We start from the raw sequence: 20,288 nt of genomic DNA, 5'->3' as shown, positions 1-20,288 counted from the left end.
TGGAGGCAGCTTTCTGACCGCTAACGGGTAGGATGAAATGACCACTACACAACTTTTGGATAACGCGCCCAATGCAGGGGCCTCCATAATTGATGGGAAGGCGTTTGCCGAAATCCTGCGCAAGAATGTCGCCGTCGGTGCAAGAGCCTTCAGGGAGAAACGCGGCAGAGCACCAGGGCTGGCTGTAGTCCTCGTCGGGAGCGATCCTGCCAGCCAGGTTTACGTTAAAACCAAAATGAAAAAGGCTTTGGAGTCCGGGATTGACTCTTTCCCTCATCTGCTCGAAAGCGATACGTCCGAAGCGGACCTGCTGAGCTTGATCGACAAGCTGAACAATGACCGTTATGTGCATGGGATCCTGGTGCAACTTCCGCTGCCCGATCATATCGATGAATCGAAGGTTATTGCGGCAATCAACCCAGTCAAAGATGTCGACGGCTTTCATCCGATCAATGTGGGCCTGTTGGGTCAGGGAAAAGCCAAACTGATTCCGTGCACGCCTTTGGGATGCTTGATGATGCTGAAGGATCAGATCGGCGACCTCAGCGGCAAGAAAGCGGTAATCGTCGGCAGGTCAAACATCGTCGGCAAGCCCATGGCGAATTTGCTTTTGCAGGAAAACTGCACGGTCACAATTGTCCACTCTCGCACGCGAGACCTGATCGCCGAATGTCGTCAGGCTGACATCCTGGTAGTTGCGATTGGTCGGGCTGAATTCATCGACGCAAAGGCGATCAAGCCAGGTGCAGTGGTCATTGACGTTGGTATCAACAGGGTTGAAAGAGATGGACTGTCGGTTCTGGTGGGTGATGTCGATTTCAACTCTGCCAAGGACGTAGCATCGGCGATGACTCCGGTTCCGGGCGGCGTTGGTCCTATGACCGTAGCGTGTTTGATGAAAAATACGCTGGCGGCGGCAGAGGCGATTGAAAGTAATACTGCCGCTCGCTACTGAAAGTGCGGAACGCTCAGACTTGATCTGACAGTTACCGGGTCGTGTCTGTGTCCTGGGCGCTTCCAATTTAAGCATTACAACGGATATGGAGACTGATTGAGGGTGACTCCTTACCGGTCACAGCCCTGCCGTCGAGCGCAATTTCGTGAGGTATCGCCACTCCCTCTAGCCCACCCCTGCCCTCACCACAGATGCTCTTTGGGAACGACTAGGCGCCGAAAGTCTCTGCGAGCCCGTTCCCACAGGGCATCCGCTGCTATTTGAGCAAGCGTCAACAGAACGTTATTTTTTCGAAACACCCCAAAACCTCTTCTAACCGCTAATCAGTTAGTCCGGTTTTTTGACACTTCACCGATACGCGGTCACAACTTTTGCGCTCCGTTGGGTCATAACACGGTAGCTGTCGATGGAATATTGGCATCTACCGAGGTTTTCGCCTGATACGGAGATAAGCTCATGATTTTCAATGTACAAAATTTTGGCGCCAAAGGAGATGGCATCACTGACGACACAGCGGCGATACAAAGTGCAATTGATGCGGCGGCCGCTGCAGGCGGTGGGCAGGTGTATATGCCGACCGGAACTTATATCGTTTCGGGAGGTGAGGAACCCTCCGACGGTTGCCTGATGCTCAAGAGCAACGTCTACCTGTACGGGGATGGCATGGGCGCAACCACCGTCAAGGTGGCTGACGGCTCCGACACCAAGATCACAGGGGTCATCCGCTCCGCCTATGGCGAGGAAACCCACGATTTCGGCGTCAGCAACCTCACCATCGATGGCAACCGTGACAGCACCACGGGCAAGATCGACGGTTGGTTCAACGGCTACATTCCCGGCGAAGCAGGCTACGACTCCAACGTCACCCTCGACAGCGTCGAGATCAAGGATTGCTCCGGGTACGGTTTCGACCCCCACGAGCAGACCGTCAATATGGTCATCAAGAACAGCGTGTCCCACGGCAACGGCCTGGACGGCTTCGTGGCTGACTTCCTCAGCGACAGCACCTTCGAAAACAACATCGCCTACGACAACGACCGCCACGGTTTCAACATTGTCACCAGCACCCACGACTTCACGCTCACCAATAACATTGCCTACAACAACGGCGGCAATGGCATCGTGGTACAGCGCGGCAGTGAGGACATCCCCTCCCCCACAAACATCACCATCACCGGTGGCGAGGTGTACGGTAATGGCGCCGAAGGAGTGCTGATCAAACTGTCCAGCGAGGTGACTGTCAGCGGCGTCGACATTTACGACAACACCAGCGCCGGGATACGCATCTACGGCAGCAATCACGTCGAGATCATCGACAATACGCTCACCAACAATTCCCTGGGCAGCCCCGTACCGGAGATCATCATCCAGTCCTACAACGACACCCTGGGCGTGTCCGGCAAGTACTTCAACGGCAGCGATAACACCATCCAGGGCAACATCATCATCGGCAGCGACCTGTCGACCTACGGCGTGGCCGAACGCAACGAAGACGGCACTGATCGCAACGCCATTATCGGCAATACCATCAGCCACACCAGCAAGGGTGCCACGCTTATCTATGGTGACGGCAGCTACGTCAGCGCCACGGAGCCGATGACCACCGTGCAAGGTACGGCTGGCAACGACACCCTGCTGGGCAGCGCCGCCAGCGAGATTTTCTACGGCGGGGCCGGCAACGACACCATCAATGGCGGGGCCGGTGGCGACATTCTGGTGGGTGGTGCAGGCACCGATAAACTCACCGGCGGTACCGGCACCGATACGTTCCGTTTCACCACTCAGTCCGACAGTTACCGCAACGCAACCACAAGCTTCGATGACACCATCACCGACTTCGACGTCACCCAGGACAAGATCGACCTCGCCGGCCTCGGTTTCACCGGCCTGGGCAATGGCCGCGGCGGCACCCTGCAGGTCAGCTACAGCGCCAGCAGCGACCGCACCTACATCAAGGACTACGATGCCGACGCCAGCGGCAATCGCTTCGAGCTGATCCTCTCGGGTAACCTGACCAGCACCCTGACGGCCAATAACTTCATCTTTAATCGGGTGATCACCGGCACCAGCGGCAGCGACTCGCTGCTGGGCAGCGATTCGGCCGACACCCTCCTCGGCCTGGCAGGTAACGATAGCCTTAATGGCGGCGCGGGCAACGACAAGCTCGATGGCGGTGCCGGTATGGACATCCTCACCGGTGGTGCCGGAGCGGACACGTTCGTGTTTTCCAATCGCCTGGACAGTTACCGCAACTACAACACCGGCGGTGCCAACCTTGGCGACCTGATCACCGATTTCGATATCAGCGCCGACAAGATCGATCTCTCGGCCATGGGTTTCACCGGCCTGGGGGACGGCAAGAACAACACCGTGTACGTAGTGCTCAACAGTGCCGGCACCAAGACTTACATCAAATCCCTGACCGCCGACGCCAATGGCAACCGCTTCGAAGTGGCACTGGACGGCAACTACCTCAACACGCTGACCAGCGCTAATTTTGTCTTCGCCACCTCATCGCCGACCAATCAGGCGCCGGTGCTGGCCACGCCGCTGCTGGATCAGAACGCGACCGAAAACACCGCGTTCAGCTACGCGGTGCCGGCCAGCAGCTTCACCGATCCGGATAATGACAGCCTCAGCTACACCGCGACCCTCGCCGATGGCAGCGCCCTGCCCGCGTGGCTGAGCTTCAATGCCACCAACCTGACCTTCACCGGCACGCCGACCAGCACCGCGTCCGGCAATTACAACGTGCTGGTCAAAGCTACGGATCCGGCCGGTGCATCGGTCAGCGATAGCTTCGCCCTGGTAGTGGCCGATGCGCCCGCCAACACCATCACCGGCACCAATAATGCCGAAACCCTTAACGGCACGGCGGGCACAGACCTGATCCTCGGCCTCGGTGGCAACGACACAATCAAGGCCGGCACCGGCGCGGACATCGTCGACGGCGGCGCCGGACGCGATTCGCTGTACGGCGGCGACGGTGCCGACACCTTCCGCTACACCAACGCACTCGACAGCTACCGCGACTACGACACCGGTGGTATCACGGCCACCGACACGATTTATGACTTCACTGCGGGCGTCGACAAGATCGATGTTTCGGGCCTGGGTTTTGTCGGCCTCGGCGATGGCAGCAATGGCACGCTGTACATGACCCTCAATGCGGCCGGCGACAAGACCTACATCAAGTCAGCCGAAGCGGATGCCGATGGCAATCGTTTTGAAATCGCCCTCAGCGGCAACTACCTCAACACCCTGACCGCCAGCGACTTCGTGTTCGGCGAGAGCGCCCAGCAAAACATCCTCTACCTGCCCACCCTCGGCCAATCCAATGCGCGCCTGCTGCGCATGACGGAGGACGACAATCAGTCCGGCACCTCGATGCTGGTCAACGACCTGGACCGCTACACCTCTTATGACGTGCGCAGCCAGTTCACCGATGCCGAGGGCAACGGCATCGACATCGCGGTGGGCGGCAGCACGGTCACCGGCCTGTCGACTCTCAGCGCCGAAGAACTCCAGTTGTGCTGGTGGCTGACCGACACCAACCAACCCGGGGCTGCGCTGTTGCGCGCCGTGACGCTGCTGCGGGACCAGCGCACCGAACTGCAATCCATCGATAACGTCACCATGGGCATCATTTGGGGCCAGGGCGAGGAAGCCGCCCAGGAGATCGGCCGCGCCACGGATAAAGCAGCGGCAGCAGCGGCCTACAAGGCCGCGACCCTGAAGGTGTTTGATTACCTGCATGCCCAGTTCGGCAACTTCAACGTGTACATGATGGAAACCGGTCACTACGAACAGGACGCGGCGCGTGCCCGTGGTTATTCGGAGGAGAAAATTGCCTCCATCGTCGAGGGGGTTGGTTATGTCCGCGCCGTCCAGGAAGCCATCGCCGCCGAGCGCGCCGACGTCAAGCTGGCGGTGGACTACACCGACCTCCCCTTGCGTTACGAAGTCGATCCGCTGGCGTATCCGGACGACGTCTGGCACCTGCACGAGGAGTCGGCGGAGATCGTCGGCCAGCGCCTGGCCGACTACATTGCCAATGACCTTGGCTTCCAGGGCAACCCCAACGACAACAACAGCGTGCAGGACATTTTTGACAACGCTCAGAACATGATTTCCGGTACCGACCAGGCGGATACCCTGGTGGGCAGTTCGGGCAACGACACGCTGGATGGCCACTTGGGCGCAGACACCATGACCGGTGGCAATGGCAACGACGTCTATGTGGTTGATAACGCGTCCGACCGCGTGGTGGAAACCAACACCTCGACCTCGCAGATCGATACGGTGCAGGCCTCGGTCAGCTGGACCCTGGCCGCCAACCTCGAGAACCTGGTGCTCACCGGTGTGTCGGGCATCAACGGCACCGGCAATGAGCGGCACAACTTCATTACCGGCAATGCCGCCAATAACGTGCTCAATGGTGCCGCAGGGGACGACAGCATGAGCGGCGGCGATGGCAACGACACCTACTATGTCGACAACACCGACGACGCCGTGATCGAGATCAACAGCAATACGGTGTCTGGAGGAGTCGACAGTGTGCACAGCAGCCTGGCGGCCTATACCCTCGGCAACAACGTCGAGCGTCTGTATATCGATAGCACTGGCGCCGCCAATGGCACGGGCAACGCGCTGGACAACACGCTGTTCGCCGGAGCCGGCAACAATGTGCTGGACGGGCGCGATGGCAATGACACGGTGTCTTTTGAACGCGCCCTGTCCGGCGTTACCGTAAACCTCTCGACGTCAGCGCAACAAAACACCGTCAGTTCCGGGCTCGACACCTTGAAATTCTTCGAAAACCTGACGGGAAGCGCCTACGCCGACACTCTGTCGGGCAACAGCGCTGCGAACGTTCTGAACGGTGGCGCGGGCAACGATACGCTGGTGGGCGGTTCGGGCGATGACCGGTTGATCGGCGGTGCAGGCACCGACAACCTAACTGCTGGCACTGGCGCGGATACCTACGCGTTTGGTGCGCTGTCGGACATGGGTGTCGGGGCTTTGCGCGATGTGATCAACGGCTTCAAGAGCACCGAGGGCGATCTTCTGGATTTCACCGGCCTGGACGCCAACCCGCTGACCACCGCTGTCGACGCCTTCACCTTCATCGGCAGCAACGCCTTCGACCCTGCCGACGCCACCGGCCAACTGCGCTTTGCCGATGGCATTCTCTACGGCAGTGTCAACGCCGGGGCCACCCCCGAGTTCGAAATCCAATTGGTGGGCGTTCAGGAGCTGCACGCCAGCGATTTCACAGTCTTGAGTTAGGCCCACATCCTGGGAGCGGGCTTGCCCGCTCCCGCAGGGGACTTGCAATACCCCAGGTAGATCTACTCTTGATCTGCAGTAACCACCTTCCAACTGTCATCTGGATCAAAGCGCTTCATCGACTGCGCCAACTTTTCACCACCGGGTCCCAAGTCTTTTTCGAACACCTGTCCCTCATGACTGATCATGAAACTCATCACTCCGGTGTCATCGTATTTCGCTGGCCAGGCGATCAATGCAAAGCCACGGATCATCTTGTCACCGATGAGGTAGCTGTAGGCGCCGCCAGGTGCCGAAGGACCTTGGCCATCAAGGATACGGAACTGGTAACCATGCCAGTCTTCGCCGGCAATGGTTTTGCCGAACAAGGGACCCAACGGGCTGATCTGACCGCTATCGTCGTCCTCCCAATAAAGTCCATCGTGCTTGCCGGCAGTGCTGAAGATTTTCTGCGCATAGGCGAGTGCGCCGTCACCGTCACGATCCACTGACGCATAGTCCATTTGGACGTCGTGATAGGTCAGCACTGATTGCAACGCGGCGAGTTCATTGCGGCCAATTCGACGTGCACGGACTTCGGCGCTACCGGCGTCGATGTCGAAGCGCCAACCGTTCGCGGCTTTTATCATGGGGATAGGAAGTGTCCAGTGGTCACTGCCAACCGACAGGATCGCCTTGCGATCGCTGGTTTTTTCAATGGAATGTTGCTCGCGATATTGCTTCAAAAACGCATCCACATCACTGCGCTGCACGCCTTCGCGGGGGATGAAACTGCGCCATTCATTACCCAGCAATTCTGTCAGGCGTGCCTGATCGGCGTGTTCCGTACCCAGTGCGTCGACGAACGCCTGGGCGGCCATTTCTGGCGTTGGAAATGCCTGTTGTGCCGTAACCATGCCCGACCACGCCAAGCCGGCAGCTATCGCCAAGACATGAAGGAGCAAGCCCATGGGTGCCTTCACTCGAGCATTGTTTTTCAACGACGGCCTCCCCTTTGACGTGCTGGTGGATTGGACGGGCGACTGACCTGATGGCCGGCTGGTCGCGAGGCACTGGGGCGCTGGGCGGATGCCAGGCTGGCCTGGCCACGACTGGCTTGTGCATTGGCCTGGGACGGTGAGCGTACGCCGGCGAACGCATTGTTGCGGGCACTGCCCGTACTGGCGGACGGTCGATTTTGCGCAGCCTGGCGCCCTTGCGAATCGCCCTGCCCGCGCTGATTTACCTGAGCGGTCTGTTTCCTGGGTTGCTGACTCTCCCGAGTGTTTCTGGCAGTGCCCTGGCTTCTGTCAGACGACTTCGGTCTGTCTGTACCTGCTTGCATCCGATTGCTGGCCGAGGTTCCAGACTGGGCTGCGCGCGCTCGATCACGGGCTTCGCGGTTGCTGGTGGCCGGTCGTTCGATACCGTGCTTGTCCATTGAACCGCGGGCTTTTTCACGAGCCTGGGCTCGCTGAGCATCTTCCCCTCGATAGGCCTCACGCTTATTGGCACCGTCCAGTTGGCGGCCGTACTGTTCGCGGCTCTTGCTGTCTCGATAGGGAACGCCATCGCGGTGAACGGTGTTGTGCTGCCACTTGTTCTGATTATTGGTGATCTGGTTGTTGCGATTGATGTTGTTGTAGCGATCGACGTCGATGTCGATGTCGTTATTGCCCCAGTCACATTCACCCCACAACGCACCGACGATAGCCACACCGGTACCAAACGCCAGCCCAGCCATCAATGCAGAACCGGGGTAATAGGCTGGCGGCGGTGGATAGTAAACGGGAGGCGATGCAGGATAGGGCCAGGTGCCGTAGGTTGTTGTCGGGTTGTAACTGGGTACGTACACCACCTGCGGATCGGAGGGCTGAATAATGATGGTGGAGGTGCTGCTGGCAGGGGCCGGGGCCGGAGTTGCTGCCGGTGCCGGTGCCGCAACAGCCTGAACTGTCACGTTCTGATATTGGTTGCTCTGCAGGTTGCCTGCTGCTTGAGCTTGATGACGCAAGCGTTGCACGCCCCCCATGACATCGTCGGGCTGCGCGAGGAAGGCATCACCCAGGCGTTGTACCCAGACGGGATCCTGTCCCAGCGTTACCAGCACCTGTGGGAAAGCGACCAGCGCCTGCACGCTCGGATCCCAGGGCTGGCTCGCCACTTGTTTGACCGCATCATCGCCCTTGGCGTCGGGGTGTGCTTTAGACCAGGTTACCGCCTCGGCGATTTCCCCGGGGTACGTGGTGGCCATCAGCACCTGTGCCAGCAACGGGTCCGGGTAAAGCGCAATGGGAGCCAGCATTTGATCCAGCTGTTCCTGGGTAAACACGGCATCTTTGGCCGCCGCCGTGACGGGCGCTGTATCGGCAGCGTTTGCGGTCGCGCTCGCATCCAATGGCTGCGCCAGGCAGTAAGGTCCGCTCAAAAACAATACAGCTGACACCGCGTAAAACAATGGAATGCGCATTGCACCCCCTATGTGGTCAGGCAGGCTTGAGCGCCTTGATCGTTCCGCCCTTCCCTGCACCGTCGCGCCCGTCAAAGACGATACAGATCTTGATGCATGTTCAGCTTCAAGGGGTTATCTGGTAGCCCCGTTGCTGCATGCAACTGTTGTAGGCGGAAGCAGTGACAGCTGGTTCTTCCCGGCGATCCTGACGACGATCCTGACGTTGCCGGGATCCACCTACAACCGCACCTGCGACAGCAGCATCCTTGGCCTTGTTCTGTCGATATTCCTGTTTAACATCGTCGTCTACCTTGTCATAAACCTCGTCATGCTGACGACCGCGCGCTCCGGCAACCGCCGCACCTGCTACTGCGCCAGTAGCGGCACCACGGACACGTCCACCTGATTCAGGCGTTGTGCTGGTGCTTGCAGCGTTGCCAGCTTGGGCCTGGCATGCGCTGATGTCCTGCTGAATCAATTCGGGGGACTGCCCTTTGAGCGGCGTTACGGTCTCGGCGGAAGCGCAAAGGCAGAATACCGAGACAATCGTAGCCAGACAGGGGGGAATGGATCTGTTCATAAAGCCTCCACTGCTATCAGTGTGCTTTGGATATTTGAGTCTAGCTCAGCGTCTGGCGACTAACCCTGGAACAAAGTTCTTAGGGTGCAAGCTCTAATTCCATTTGTACTTCTCGAACTCGAACGGGTGCGGCAAGTTTTAAGCACTGACTTACACTGCGATACACCCAATGCGAACAAATGACTGTTCAACGGATCAATAGATCCCACAGCAATCCGGGTATCAGGTAATGAATCAAGCCAACATGAAAACGGTCACCTGTCTGTTCGCTGCCAGCATGTGCGCGGCGGCGAGCAGCTGGGTCAATGCTTCACCTGCTACGCCGACCTTCCAGACCAGCTTCGACTGCGCCACGGCAAGGGCATCCGTCGAAAAGCTTATTTGTCGCGACCCACAACTGATGCAGATGGATATCGAACTGACGCGTCTTTATCGCCTGGCGCTCACGGATGATCATTCAGTGCCGCGTCCAGACAAAGTCATGATCGACCAGCAGTTCTGGGTCGACGCCCGCAATCAGTGTGCCTCCACGTCTGAGCCCAAGGCGTGCACGATCCGACATTATGCCGAGCGCGCGCACCAGCTACGCCAAGGTTCGGCCATTGTGAGAACCAAGGATCCAGACAGACTCACTGAAGGCCCCCTGGCTTTTCGGTGTACAGGGCTTAATGCGCTGATTGCCGCCACTTTCTTTAACACGCAGCCTGGTGTCGTTTACCTGAAATGGGCGAACTCCTCGATCACCCTGAACCAAGTGCAGAGTGATTCGGGAACCCAATACATTGGCAAGGATTACCAGGGGAATTACCGCTTCTGGCAAGACGGCAACGTGGGGCTTTTCCAGAAACCCGGCTCAGGGGAAATGAGTTGTACGGCCGAGCCGATCGGCTGAGACCGTCTCTCACAAACTCGGCGATTTATGCCACGGATAGCCTTTGGCACTGAGTTCAAAGGCGTATTTGAACAAGCGTTTCATGTACTCGCCATCGAATTTATGGAGGCGAGAAATGCGGAAGTCGGAGCCGATGTACGCTAGATTGAAGTCCGCCCCATCCTGCTGGGCAATTCGGTAAATCCGATCCAGATCGCTGATCCCCTGATTCTGGATCAATGCGCTGATGGCTCGACCGCCGATGTTCAAGGTTCGGCGCTTGGTTCCGGACCATTGCAGTTCCAGCTTGCCGTTGCGAATGACATAGAAATGCCGTTCACGCCGCAAACGCGCCCCGGGCACTTGGTTCAGCGCCATTACGGTGCCGGGTGGGTAAAGGAACACCTGCGTAAGGACACCGCCGTCCACGTGCATTTCTTGAAACGGGTGGCCGTTAACGTCCACATCGATCATGACGGGCGAGACGGCGCCGGGAATACTCATCGACGCGACCATGATGTTGCGAAACAGCTCGAGCGCTCCCGGTGCCTGGCTGGAGGCAATGGCCCCCATGTTCCAGGTGACCGGGCGCCCTGAATCAAGGTCGGTTGTACCGATCATCAGGAGCCGTCCCTTGGCGTATTCCGCCGCGATCGCCGCAAGAGTCTCGGCAGTGACGTGCTGTGCAATGAGCCGCGACAGTGGCTTGCTGTGCGCCATACCATCGCTGGTAAGACGGGTCAGCATATTGCGCGCATGGAAAATGTCTTTTGGACCGACCGCATTGCAGATCCGCACAATGACCTCGTCGTACTGGGGCCCCAGGTAGGCAAACGGGGCGACCAGGGCACCAGCGCTAATGCCGGTGACAACTTTGAACTCAGGTCGAGTCCCATGCCGGGTCCATCCCGCAATGATGCCCCCGGCGAATGTGCCGGCGTCGCCGCCGCCCGAAACGGCCAGCAGATTTGCCCGCGGCAGGATGTCGTTCGGTAACCCTGCGCTGGCGAGCGCCTCAGCCTCTCGAAGGTTGGCCTGGCTCACATCCCGAATGAACGGCGTCAGGTCCTGGTCCAGCCAGTAGCGAGCATCTGGAATGTCCGGGATCAGCGCTCTTTCCGTTAACGTTGGCGGCACCGCATCACGGCGTTGCAGGCACGCTTGACGCAACATGTTCAGGGTTGAGGCGCTAGGTCTGAGCTGGAATGGTTTCAACACACCTCCTCCGGCCCCTGCAATTGGCAGAGCCCCATGACCAGTCTCAATGGCGAGTGGCCTGAACATCTTTCATGCTAGCGCAAGCTCAGGCAGTCATAACGTTGGTGGGACGTCCGGTCTGTCTTGCGGCTGATCCTCCCCCCCATAGACGATCATTGGAAAACGCCAGCAATCACCGCAGCTTCAGCGGATCGACCAGTTCAGCGGCGATGGCCATGCCCACCAGGTCCGGCAAGGTATTGGCTTGCATGCGTTTCATCACCCGCGAACGATACAGATCGACGGTTTTCGCACTGACACCCAGTTGCTCGGCGATCTCGCGGGTGGTGTAACCCTGGACCAGCGGCAGCAAGACATCGCGCTCCCGTGGGGTCAGTGTCAGCAAGCGCGCCTGCAAGGCTTCGTGCCCCTGATTGCCCGAGCGGCTTGCCGCGCAGTTGCTGAGCGCCTGTTGCACGCTGTCCAGCAGCAATTGTTCGTTGTAGGGCTTCTCGATGAAGTCATGGGCACCCGCCTTGAAAGCACGAACCACGATCGGCACATCCGCGTGCCCGCTGACGAAAATGATCGGCAGGTTCAGCTCACGTGCGCGCATCTCTTCCTGCACGTTCAAACCGCCCATGCCGGGCATGCGAACATCGAGCAGCACGCAGGCATCAAGACTGGCATCACAGGCATTGAGAAACGCCACGCCACTGGTAAACGGCAAGGCTTTGAGCCCTACCGACTCCAACAACCAGACGGTTGAATCGAGCATGCCTTGGTCATCGTCGACCACATACACCACGTGCTCCGTCGCACCTGCCATTACGTTATTCCTGTTGTTGTTTTATTGGGCCGGCCAGCGGCAAACGGCAGCACATCAGCAGCCCGACAGGTTGGCGTCGGGCCTGTAATTCGCCACCAAAACCTTCGATGATGCTGCGGCTCATGGACAAGCCAAGCCCCAGGCCATCGGCCTTGCTGGTATAGAACGGGGTAAATATCTGCTCCAGTTCGGGCTCGCTGACGCCTGGCCCCTGGTCTTGCACACTGATTTCCACGGTTGCACCACCGCCCTGCCCCGCAGCCATCACGATCAGCGAGGGTTGCCCCGGATGTTGTTCGCGGTTGGCATCGATGGCATTTCGCAAGAGATTGAGCAGGACCTGCTCCAGCAGCACTCGGTCGGCATAAATCGGCGGCAGATTATCCGGTAGGCGATCCTCGATTGTCACTTGGCAATTGCTCGCCTCCCAGGCGCATAAACGCACGGCCTCGCGGGCGACCTCGGTGAAATTCAAGGCCTGCATGCGGCGTTGCCCCTTGCGCAGAAACGCCCGCAAACGTCTGATCACTTCTGAAGCATGAGTGGCGTGATGGGTAATGCGCTCCAGCCCTTGCGCCACTTTGGCGGCGGCCTGGGGATTGGAGTCCAGCGTCTGTAAATAGCGCTGGCTGGCATTGGCGTAATTGACGACCGCAGCCAATGGCTGGTTGATTTCGTGAGCGATGCCCGAGGCCAATTCACCCAGGGTGACCAACCGCGCGGTGTGCGCCAGTTCGTCCTGATGACGGCGCTGCTGCACTTCACGCAGTTCACGCTCGGTCATGTCCCGCGCCACCAACGAGTAATAGCGCTCGCCGCCGGCCGAACGGTGCGCCAGCAGCACCAGCGATACCGGCACCGAAGTGCCGCCTGCCGGTGGTTGCAATCGCGCATCGGTGCTCCAGACACCGTCGCGCTCGGCACTGCTCCAGCCATCACGCTGCAGACGTGCCAGGTCGCCGCTGGCGAACAATGTTGCCAGCGCTGGCATCGGTTGTTGCTCGTCGATCCCCAGAATGCGCCGCGCCGCTGGATTGAGGTAAGTGACCTGCCCCTCGGGGTCGATGAACAACACAGGATCGGTATTGGCCTCGACGACTTCCGCCAGGCGTCGCTTGTTCTCCTCGGCGTGCACCCGGGCGGTAATGTCCCGGGACACGCTGACCACTTCCACTACCGTGCCGGTATAGGTCTCGCGAATCGCCCGGCTGGCGGTTTCAAACCACAGGTAATGCCCATCCCGATGGCGAATCCGATACGTCATCGTGTGATAACCGTCCTGCTCCAGGGCATCCCGCGCGCGCTGCACCAGGCTGGCCAGGTCCTGACCATGGAACAAGCCTTGGGCCATTTGCCCGCGCAACTCCTCCGGCCAGTAGCCGAGCAATGTCCAGGACGCCGGCGAGGCATCGAGAAAGCGCCCGTCCGGTGTGTGTCGGGAAATCAGGTCGGTGGTGTTTTCAATGATCAGCCGGTACAGCCGTCGTGCCGTAGCCGCTTCACGCTCGGCCAGCACTTGTGCCGTGGCATCGCGACACCGGGCGAGTACACGGTTGTCCTGCGGATCGGGAATAAACGTCCAGATCAGGATCTGCGCTTCGAATTGGGCTTCGACACCTTCGATGGCGCGTTGCTGGTCCAGGCAGGCGCGAACCAGCACCCGGTGATTCACCGGTAAAAAACCCAGCACATCAGTCAGCGGCTTTTCGGCCAGCAACGCCAGCAGCGCCGCGTTGAACTCCAGCGGCCGGCCCTGCGCATCGAGCAACAGACTCGGTTGCGGGTCGTGCCCCAACAGCGGTGAGCCGCGCAGCATGCCATTGACGCTACTCAGCAACGTCGTCAGCAAGTCCTGCACCCAACCCAGCCAATCAAGACTCACGCCCTCGCACACTTCCACCAGCAACAACCCCGCCTGACCCGGTTGCAACGCCAGATCAAACACCTGGCCATGGCTGATAGCGGCCCGGCGCAGTCGGCCGGCCAGCCAACAATCGAGTTGACGTACTTGAGCCAGATCCAGCCGCCCCGCTTCGGCCAGCCGATCAAACAGCCGCTGATCGCTGGCCAGCGAAGGGTCGCCCAGCCCCGGTGGAAAATGCTGGGCGGCGCCCTCGTGGCTGTAAATCCGCGCATTGGGTTGCCAACTCAGATAAACCGCCCGGCGCACCTCGGGGCAATCCTGCAGCGCACGGCACAACGCATCGGCCCGGGCGGCCAGAGACACACCCTCGCGCTGCAGGCGCAACCAGCTGTGCAATCGAACGGGAGTCAGGGTCATCACAGGTCCGCTTCGTTGGGGAAGCCAAGGATATACCGGCCTTGGCGGTGTCACTGTATTCATTTAGATCCGCAAGAATCAAATATAGTACATATCCTATATGATATAGGTTGTACTTCCATATCGTTAGCTGGATGTTATATAAAGCAGACCGGACATAAAAGGCGACCTCAGCGGCTACGCTGCAAGGTCACCTATAGAGCTAACAATCAGCCACCGAGTACCCGTACATGTCGATCTATGAACAAGGGCTAGGCCCTGCGGCTGTCAACCATATTGCCTTGTCTCCGCTCAGCTTCATCGAGCGCACCGCCAGCGTTTACCCACACTATCCCGCCGTCATCCATGGCTCGATCCGCCGCACCTGGGCGCAGACCTACACTCGCTGCCGCCGCCTGGCCTCGGCGCTGGCCGGTCGCGGCATCGGCAAGAACGACACCGTGGCGGTGATGTTGCCCAACATTCCCGAGATGCTCGAAGTGCATTTCGGCGTGCCGATGATTGGCGCGGTGCTCAACCCGCTCAACGTGCGTCTGGATGCCGAAGCCATTGCCTTCATGCTGCAGCATGGCGAAGCCAAGGTGCTGATTACCGATCGTGAGTTCCATGATGTGATCCACGCGGCGATCGGCATGCTGGATCACCCGCCATTGGTCATCGACGTCAATGATCCGGAATACGGCGAAGGCCAGGCTGTCAGCGATCTGGACTATGAAGCGCTGTTGGCCGAAGGCGACCCTGCTTTCGCCTGGCAGTGGCCCGATGATGAATGGCAAGCCATCTCGCTGAATTACACCTCCGGCACCACCGGCAATCCCAAAGGCGTGGTTTACCACCATCGCGGTGCCTACCTGAACTCATTGGGCAACCAGATGACCTGGGCCATGGGTAACCATCCGGTGTACCTCTGGACCTTGCCGATGTTCCATTGCAACGGTTGGTGCTACCCGTGGATCGTCACCGCCATGGCCGGTGTGCATGTGTTTCTGCGCCGCGTCGATCCACAGAAAATCCTCACGCTGATCCGCGAGCATCAGGTCACCCATCTGTGCGCTGCGCCGATCGTGCTCAATGCCTTGGTCAACATGCCGGAATCGGCGAAAGCTGCGATCGATCATCCGGTCAACGCGATGGTCGCCGGTGCCGCACCGCCGGCCAAAGTGATCGGTGCCGTGGAGCAAATGGGCATCAAGGTCACCCACGTCTATGGCCTGACCGAAACCTATGGCCCGGTGACGCTCTGCGCCTGGCATGCCGAATGGGATGAGTTGCCGCTCGACGAAAGAGCGCAAATCAAATCCCGTCAGGGCGTGCGCTACCCGACGCTCGAAGGTGTGATGGTTGGCGATTCGAAGACGCTGGAGCCGACCCCGCGAGACGGTCAGACCATCGGTGAGATCTTCATGCGTGGTAACACCGTGATGAAGGGCTACCTGAAGAACCCGACCGCCACAGCCGAAGCGTTCGACGGCGACTGGTTCCACACCGGCGACCTGGCGGTGTGTCATCCGAACGGTTATGTCGAGATCAAGGATCGACTCAAGGACATCATCATTTCCGGCGGTGAGAACATTTCCACCATCGAACTGGAAGGTGTGCTCTATCGCCATCCAGCCGTCATGGAAGCGGCCGTCGTCGCCCGTCCCGATGAGAAGTGGGGTGAAACGCCCTGTGCCTTTATCACATTGAAGGCTGATCACCAGGACGTTCGCGAGGCCGACATCATCAGTTTCTGCCGCGAACACCTGGCCGGTTTCAAAGTCCCGCGCACCGTGATTTTCACCCTGCTGCCGAAGACTTCAACCGGCAAGATCCAGAAGTACGTTTTGCGCGACAGGGCCAAAGCGCTCTAACCGAATCGACGTTGTACCCACCCAGCGGCAGGTGTTTTACCCGCCGCTTCGGGCTCGTGCAGGCTGAATTTGGCCCTGCCCCTGATCTACACACTGATAACAAAAACAATGTGGAGCCACCCATGATCGACATCCATTCAACCGATACCCAACGCTGTGAACGCATTCGGTCCAACCCCAAATTCCTTCAATTGGTGAGCAGCCGTTCGCGCCTGGCCTGGTCGCTGAGTGCTGCCGTGCTCGGCACCTACTACGCGTTCATGCTGGTGGTGGCGTTTGCCCCGCAGTGGCTGCACGCGCCGATCGCCGAGCATCGGATGTTGACCCTGGGCATGCCGGTTGGCGCGGCGATCATCATTTTTTCCTGGCTGCTGACCGGTTGGTACGTCTACAGCGCCAACACACGTTTCGACGCACTGGGCGCCGCCATTCTCGAGGAGAGCAAGTGATGACTCTGCTGCGTAAACTTCTCCTCGCCGCTGCCGGGCTATTGCCGGCTTCCGTTGTGCTGGCTGCGCCCGCGCTGGGTGCAGTGGAAAAACAGCCGCTCAACCTGCATGCGATCGGCATGTTCTTCGTCTTCGTACTGGGCACATTGGCCATCACTTGGTGGGCCGCGCGGCAAACCAGATCCACGTCTGATTTCTACACCGCGGGCGGTGGCATCACCGGGTTTCAGAACGGTCTGGCAATTGCCGGTGACTACATGTCCGCCGCTACGCTGCTGGGGCTGTCCAGCCTGGTGTTCGCCAAGGGCTACGATGGTTTCATCTATACCATCGGCTTCTTTGTTGGCTGGCCGATCATCACCTTCCTGATGGCTGAGCGCTTGCGCAACCTGGGGCGCTACACCTTTGCCGACATCGTGTCCTATCGACTGGACCAGAACAAAGTGCGGATCTTCGCCGCCTTCGGTTCACTGACGGTGGTGTGTTGTTACCTGATCGTGCAGATGGTCGGTGCAGGTCAGTTGATCAAGTTACTGTTTGGCCTCGACTACCCGGTCGCCGTGGTGATCGTCGGCGCGCTGATGTTGGTGTATGTGATTTTCGGCGGCATGATCGCCACCACCTGGGTGCAGATCATCAAGGCCGTGCTGCTGCTTGCCGGCGGCACGACTTTGGCATTCATGGCCATGTCGCAATTCGGCTTCAGCTACGAAACCCTCGCGGACAAAGCCGTTCAGGCGCACGCCAGTGGCTGGAACATCATGGGCCCCGGCTCGATGCTCGCCGACCCGATCAACACCGCTTCGATGTCGCTGGGCCTGGTGTTCGGGATTGCCGGCCTGCCGCACATTCTGATGCGTTTCTTCACCGTGCCTAACGCCAAGGAAGCACGAAAATCGGTGTTCTACGCCACCGGTTTCATCGGTTTCTTCTTCCTGGTGGTCTGCACCCTGGGCTTCGCCGCGATGGTGATCATCGGCACCGACCCGCAGTACTACGTCAATGGCGAAGTCGGTGGCACCTTGATTGGTGGCGGCAACATGGTCGCCATGCACTTGGCCAAAGCGGTCGGTGGCAATCTGTTCTTCGGTTTCCTCTCGGCCGTGGCCTTCGCCACCATTCTTGCGGTGGTCTCCGGGCTGGCCCTGGCCGGTGCTTCGGCGATTTCCCACGATCTCTACGCCACGGTGTTCAAGAAGGGCAAAGCCAGCGAGAAACAGGAAATGCGCGTGACCCGCATGGCCACCGTGGGCCTTGGCATCATCGCGATTCTGCTGGGCATTCTGTTCGAGAAGATGAACGTCGCGTTCCTGGTGGGCCTGACCTTCGGCATCGCTGCGTCGACCAACTTCCCGGTGCTGATCATGGCCATGTACTGGAAAGGCTTGACCACCAAAGGCGCAATCATCGGCGGTTTCGCCGGGCTGATCTGCGCGCTGGTCCTGGTGATCCTCTCGCCAGCGGTCTGGGTCACCGTGCTCGGCCATGCACAGGCGATCTTCCCGTACGACCACCCGGCGCTGTTCTCCATGCCACTGGCGTTCTTGGTGATCGTCGTCGTATCCAAACTCGACCGCAGCGTACGGGCCGAGAAGGAACGTGACGCTTACGCCGACCAGTTCGTTCGTGCCCAGACCGGCCTCGGCGCAGCCAGCGCTTCCGCCCATTGATAGAAAGGGCACTGCCTGCTCAAGCGGCGCCGTGTCCATCGCACAACCTTGAGGTTCACGTTATGCCCGAATTCAACGCCCCGCTGCGCGACATGCGCTTTGTGCTGAATGAAGTGTTCGACGCCCCGGCCCTGTGGGCACGCCTGCCGGCCCTGGCCGACAGTGTCGATGCCGCCACCGCAGACGCCATTCTTGAGGAAGCGGCCAAAGTCACCTCGCACCTGATTGCGCCACTGAATCGCAGTGGCGACGAGGAAGGCGCCCAGTGGGCCGACGGCCAAGTCAGCACGCCGATCGGTTTCAAACAAGCTTATGCCACCTACATCGAAGGCGGCTGGGTGGGCCTGTCCGGCAACGCCGATTTTGGCGGCATGGGTATGCCGAAGATGCTCGCCGTGCAGTTCGAAGAAATGCTTTACGGCGCCAACTCCAGCTTCGCGCTGTATTCGGCATTGAGCTCCGGTGCCTGCCTGGCGCTGGATGCCCACGCCAGTGACACCCTGAAAAACCTCTACCTGCCGCCGATGTACGAAGGCCGCTGGGCCGGTTCCATGTGCCTGACCGAAGCCCACGCCGGCACCGATCTGGGGATTATCCGCACCCGCGCCGAACCCCGGGCCGACGGCAGCTTTAGCATCACCGGTAGCAAGATCTTCATCACCGGTGGTGATCAGGACCTGACCGAAAACATTGTGCATCTGGTGCTGGCCAAACTGCCGGACGCACCTGCGGGGCCCAAAGGCATCTCGCTGTTTGTCGTCCCCAAAGTACTGGTCAATGCTGACGGCTCCCTCGGCGATGCCAACGCAGTGAGTTGCGGTTCGATCGAACACAAGATGGGCATCAAGGCCTCGGCCACCTGCGTGATGAACTTCGACGGCGCCAGCGGCTGGCTGGTCGGCGAAGCCAACAAAGGCCTGGCGGCGATGTTCACCATGATGAACTACGAGCGCTTGTCCATCGGCATTCAGGGCATTGGCTGCGCCGAAGCGTCCTATCAGAGCGCCGTCGCCTATGCACGTGAACGCGTTCAGAGTCGCGCGCCGACCGGTGTTGTTGCTCCGGACAAAGTGGCCGACCCGATCATTGTCCACCCTGATGTGCGCCGCATGCTGCTGAGCATGAAAGCCATGACCGAGGGCGGCCGTGCGTTCGCCAGTTATGTCGGGCAGCAACTGGACCTGGCGAAGTTTTCCGATGACGCCAAGGAACGGGACAGCGCGCAAACCCTGGTGGCGCTGCTCACGCCGGTGGCCAAGGCGTTCTTCACCGACACCGGCCTGGAAAGCTGCATCAACGGCCAGCAAGTGTTCGGCGGCCATGGCTACATCCGCGAGTGGGGCCAGGAACAATTGGTTCGCGACGTGCGCATCGCGCAGATCTACGAAGGCACCAACGGCATTCAGGCTCTGGATTTACTTGGACGCAAAGTGCTCGGCGATAAGGGCTGCGCGCTGCGCCAGTTCACCGGCGAGATCCGTCATTTCGCCCATCAGCCGGATGCGCCCTACTCCGTTCAACTGTTCGATGCCGTGCAGCGCCTGGAAGACCTGAGCGACTGGCTGCAGGACCAGGCGACCACCAATCGCAACGAAGTCGGCGCTGCTTCGGTGGAGTATTTGCACCTGTTCGGTTACGTCGCCTATGCCTGGCTTTGGGCGCGCATGGCGCAGGTTGCCAAGCAAAAGCTGCACGAAGATGCAGGGTTTTATGGCGCGAAGATCGCCACCGCCGACTTCTACATTCATCGCCTGCTGCCGCGCATTTTGAGCCTGGAACAATCCATCCTCGCGGGCAGTGCCTCGTTGTTTGGCCTGCGCGCCGAACAGTTCTAACGATTGAACCGCACGCGGCGCCACGCTCCTCTCTTTTTGGCGTTCGCG

At 59.6% G+C, this 20,288-nt stretch carries 13 protein-coding genes and 1 pseudogene; 7 read left to right on the top strand and 7 right to left on the bottom strand.

What is annotated here, in order from left to right; all coding sequences use genetic code 11:
* Positions 1 to 37: 37 nt before the first annotated feature.
* The gene (gene folD, locus KGB18_RS07675) at positions 38 to 955 is read left to right on the top strand and encodes a bifunctional methylenetetrahydrofolate dehydrogenase/methenyltetrahydrofolate cyclohydrolase FolD (RefSeq protein WP_123722750.1); all 918 of its coding nucleotides are present in this window, start codon (positions 38 to 40) and stop codon (positions 953 to 955) included.
* A 456-nt stretch (positions 956 to 1,411) separates the two neighbouring features.
* A complete protein-coding gene (locus tag KGB18_RS07670) occupies positions 1,412 to 6,244 on the top strand; it encodes a M10 family metallopeptidase C-terminal domain-containing protein (protein ID WP_223569633.1) in 4,833 nt (1,610 codons plus the stop codon).
* A gap of 62 nt (positions 6,245 to 6,306) precedes the next feature.
* On the opposite strand, the gene KGB18_RS07665 is transcribed toward KGB18_RS07670, so the two are convergent.
* From KGB18_RS07665 to KGB18_RS07650, 4 genes and pseudogenes are all read right to left on the bottom strand, one after another.
* The gene (locus KGB18_RS07665; RefSeq protein WP_223569653.1) at positions 6,307 to 7,194 is read right to left on the bottom strand and encodes a DUF2950 domain-containing protein; all 888 of its coding nucleotides are present in this window, start codon (positions 7,192 to 7,194) and stop codon (positions 6,307 to 6,309) included.
* A 26-nt stretch (positions 7,195 to 7,220) separates the two neighbouring features.
* Entirely contained in the window at positions 7,221 to 8,693 is a 1,473-nt protein-coding gene (locus KGB18_RS07660; protein ID WP_223569632.1) for a DUF3300 domain-containing protein, read from the bottom strand.
* A 28-nt stretch (positions 8,694 to 8,721) separates the two neighbouring features.
* A pseudogene (locus tag KGB18_RS07655) lies at positions 8,722 to 8,787 on the bottom strand (hypothetical protein); the annotation flags it as partial.
* 12 nt (positions 8,788 to 8,799) lie between these two features.
* Positions 8,800 to 9,255: a YMGG-like glycine zipper-containing protein gene (locus tag KGB18_RS07650; protein ID WP_123722754.1), complete on the bottom strand. Its 456-nt coding sequence runs from the start codon at positions 9,253 to 9,255 to the stop codon at positions 8,800 to 8,802.
* Between the two features lie 244 nt (positions 9,256 to 9,499).
* On the opposite strand from KGB18_RS07650, the gene KGB18_RS07645 reads away from it, so the two are divergent.
* Entirely contained in the window at positions 9,500 to 10,147 is a 648-nt protein-coding gene (locus KGB18_RS07645) for an MliC family protein (RefSeq protein ID WP_411736813.1), read from the top strand.
* A 9-nt stretch (positions 10,148 to 10,156) separates the two neighbouring features.
* Here KGB18_RS07645 and KGB18_RS07640 read toward each other — a convergent pair whose 3' ends face one another.
* From KGB18_RS07640 to KGB18_RS07630, 3 genes are all read right to left on the bottom strand, one after another.
* Positions 10,157 to 11,341, bottom strand: a complete 1,185-nt coding sequence (locus KGB18_RS07640; protein WP_187326498.1) for a patatin-like phospholipase family protein — start codon at positions 11,339 to 11,341, stop codon at positions 10,157 to 10,159.
* 175 nt (positions 11,342 to 11,516) lie between these two features.
* The gene (locus KGB18_RS07635) at positions 11,517 to 12,152 is read right to left on the bottom strand and encodes a response regulator transcription factor (protein ID WP_123722757.1); all 636 of its coding nucleotides are present in this window, start codon (positions 12,150 to 12,152) and stop codon (positions 11,517 to 11,519) included.
* A 4-nt stretch (positions 12,153 to 12,156) separates the two neighbouring features.
* On the bottom strand, positions 12,157 to 14,433 hold the full coding sequence (locus KGB18_RS07630) for a PAS domain S-box protein (RefSeq protein WP_223569630.1): 2,277 nt from the start codon (positions 14,431 to 14,433) through the stop codon (positions 12,157 to 12,159).
* 230 nt (positions 14,434 to 14,663) lie between these two features.
* Here KGB18_RS07630 and KGB18_RS07625 point away from each other — a divergent pair, with 230 nt between their 5' ends.
* The 4 genes from KGB18_RS07625 (at position 14,664) to KGB18_RS07610 (ending at position 20,240) form a co-directional block, all read left to right on the top strand.
* The gene (locus KGB18_RS07625; RefSeq protein WP_123722759.1) at positions 14,664 to 16,286 is read left to right on the top strand and encodes an acyl-CoA synthetase; all 1,623 of its coding nucleotides are present in this window, start codon (positions 14,664 to 14,666) and stop codon (positions 16,284 to 16,286) included.
* Positions 16,287 to 16,408: 122 nt separating this feature from the next.
* The gene (locus KGB18_RS07620) at positions 16,409 to 16,735 is read left to right on the top strand and encodes a DUF485 domain-containing protein (protein WP_048393398.1); all 327 of its coding nucleotides are present in this window, start codon (positions 16,409 to 16,411) and stop codon (positions 16,733 to 16,735) included.
* Positions 16,735 to 18,405 carry a cation acetate symporter gene (locus KGB18_RS07615; RefSeq protein WP_123722760.1) on the top strand — a complete coding sequence of 557 codons (1,671 nt, stop codon included), beginning with the start codon at positions 16,735 to 16,737 and terminating at the stop codon, positions 18,403 to 18,405. The genes KGB18_RS07620 and KGB18_RS07615 overlap by 1 nt, the downstream gene beginning before the upstream one ends.
* 62 nt (positions 18,406 to 18,467) lie before the next feature.
* Entirely contained in the window at positions 18,468 to 20,240 is a 1,773-nt protein-coding gene (locus tag KGB18_RS07610; protein WP_223569629.1) for an acyl-CoA dehydrogenase C-terminal domain-containing protein, read from the top strand.
* Positions 20,241 to 20,288 lie beyond the last annotated feature (48 nt).

The organism is Pseudomonas sp. BF-R-26 (genome assembly GCF_019947395.1).
Taxonomy (GTDB): Bacteria; Pseudomonadota; Gammaproteobacteria; order Pseudomonadales; family Pseudomonadaceae; genus Aquipseudomonas; species Aquipseudomonas farris.
The sequence above is the reverse complement of the archived record's forward strand: the minus strand, read 5'-3'. Positions and strand labels throughout refer to the sequence as shown.

Coding starts and splice junctions, on each gene's coding strand:
- KGB18_RS07660 (WP_223569632.1), bottom strand. CDS start 8,693: ATGCGCATTCCATTGTTTTACGCGGTGTCAGCTGTATTGTTTTTGAGC.
- KGB18_RS07630 (WP_223569630.1), bottom strand. CDS start 14,433: ATGACCCTGACTCCCGTTCGATTGCACAGCTGGTTGCGCCTGCAGCGC.
- KGB18_RS07620 (WP_048393398.1), top strand. CDS start 16,409: ATGATCGACATCCATTCAACCGATACCCAACGCTGTGAACGCATTCGG.
- KGB18_RS07610 (WP_223569629.1), top strand. CDS start 18,468: ATGCCCGAATTCAACGCCCCGCTGCGCGACATGCGCTTTGTGCTGAAT.
- KGB18_RS07670 (WP_223569633.1), top strand. CDS start 1,412: ATGATTTTCAATGTACAAAATTTTGGCGCCAAAGGAGATGGCATCACT.
- KGB18_RS07625 (WP_123722759.1), top strand. CDS start 14,664: ATGTCGATCTATGAACAAGGGCTAGGCCCTGCGGCTGTCAACCATATT.
- KGB18_RS07635 (WP_123722757.1), bottom strand. CDS start 12,152: ATGGCAGGTGCGACGGAGCACGTGGTGTATGTGGTCGACGATGACCAA.
- KGB18_RS07650 (WP_123722754.1), bottom strand. CDS start 9,255: ATGAACAGATCCATTCCCCCCTGTCTGGCTACGATTGTCTCGGTATTC.
- KGB18_RS07615 (WP_123722760.1), top strand. CDS start 16,735: ATGACTCTGCTGCGTAAACTTCTCCTCGCCGCTGCCGGGCTATTGCCG.
- folD (WP_123722750.1), top strand. CDS start 38: ATGACCACTACACAACTTTTGGATAACGCGCCCAATGCAGGGGCCTCC.
- KGB18_RS07645 (WP_411736813.1), top strand. CDS start 9,500: ATGAAAACGGTCACCTGTCTGTTCGCTGCCAGCATGTGCGCGGCGGCG.
- KGB18_RS07665 (WP_223569653.1), bottom strand. CDS start 7,194: ATGGGCTTGCTCCTTCATGTCTTGGCGATAGCTGCCGGCTTGGCGTGG.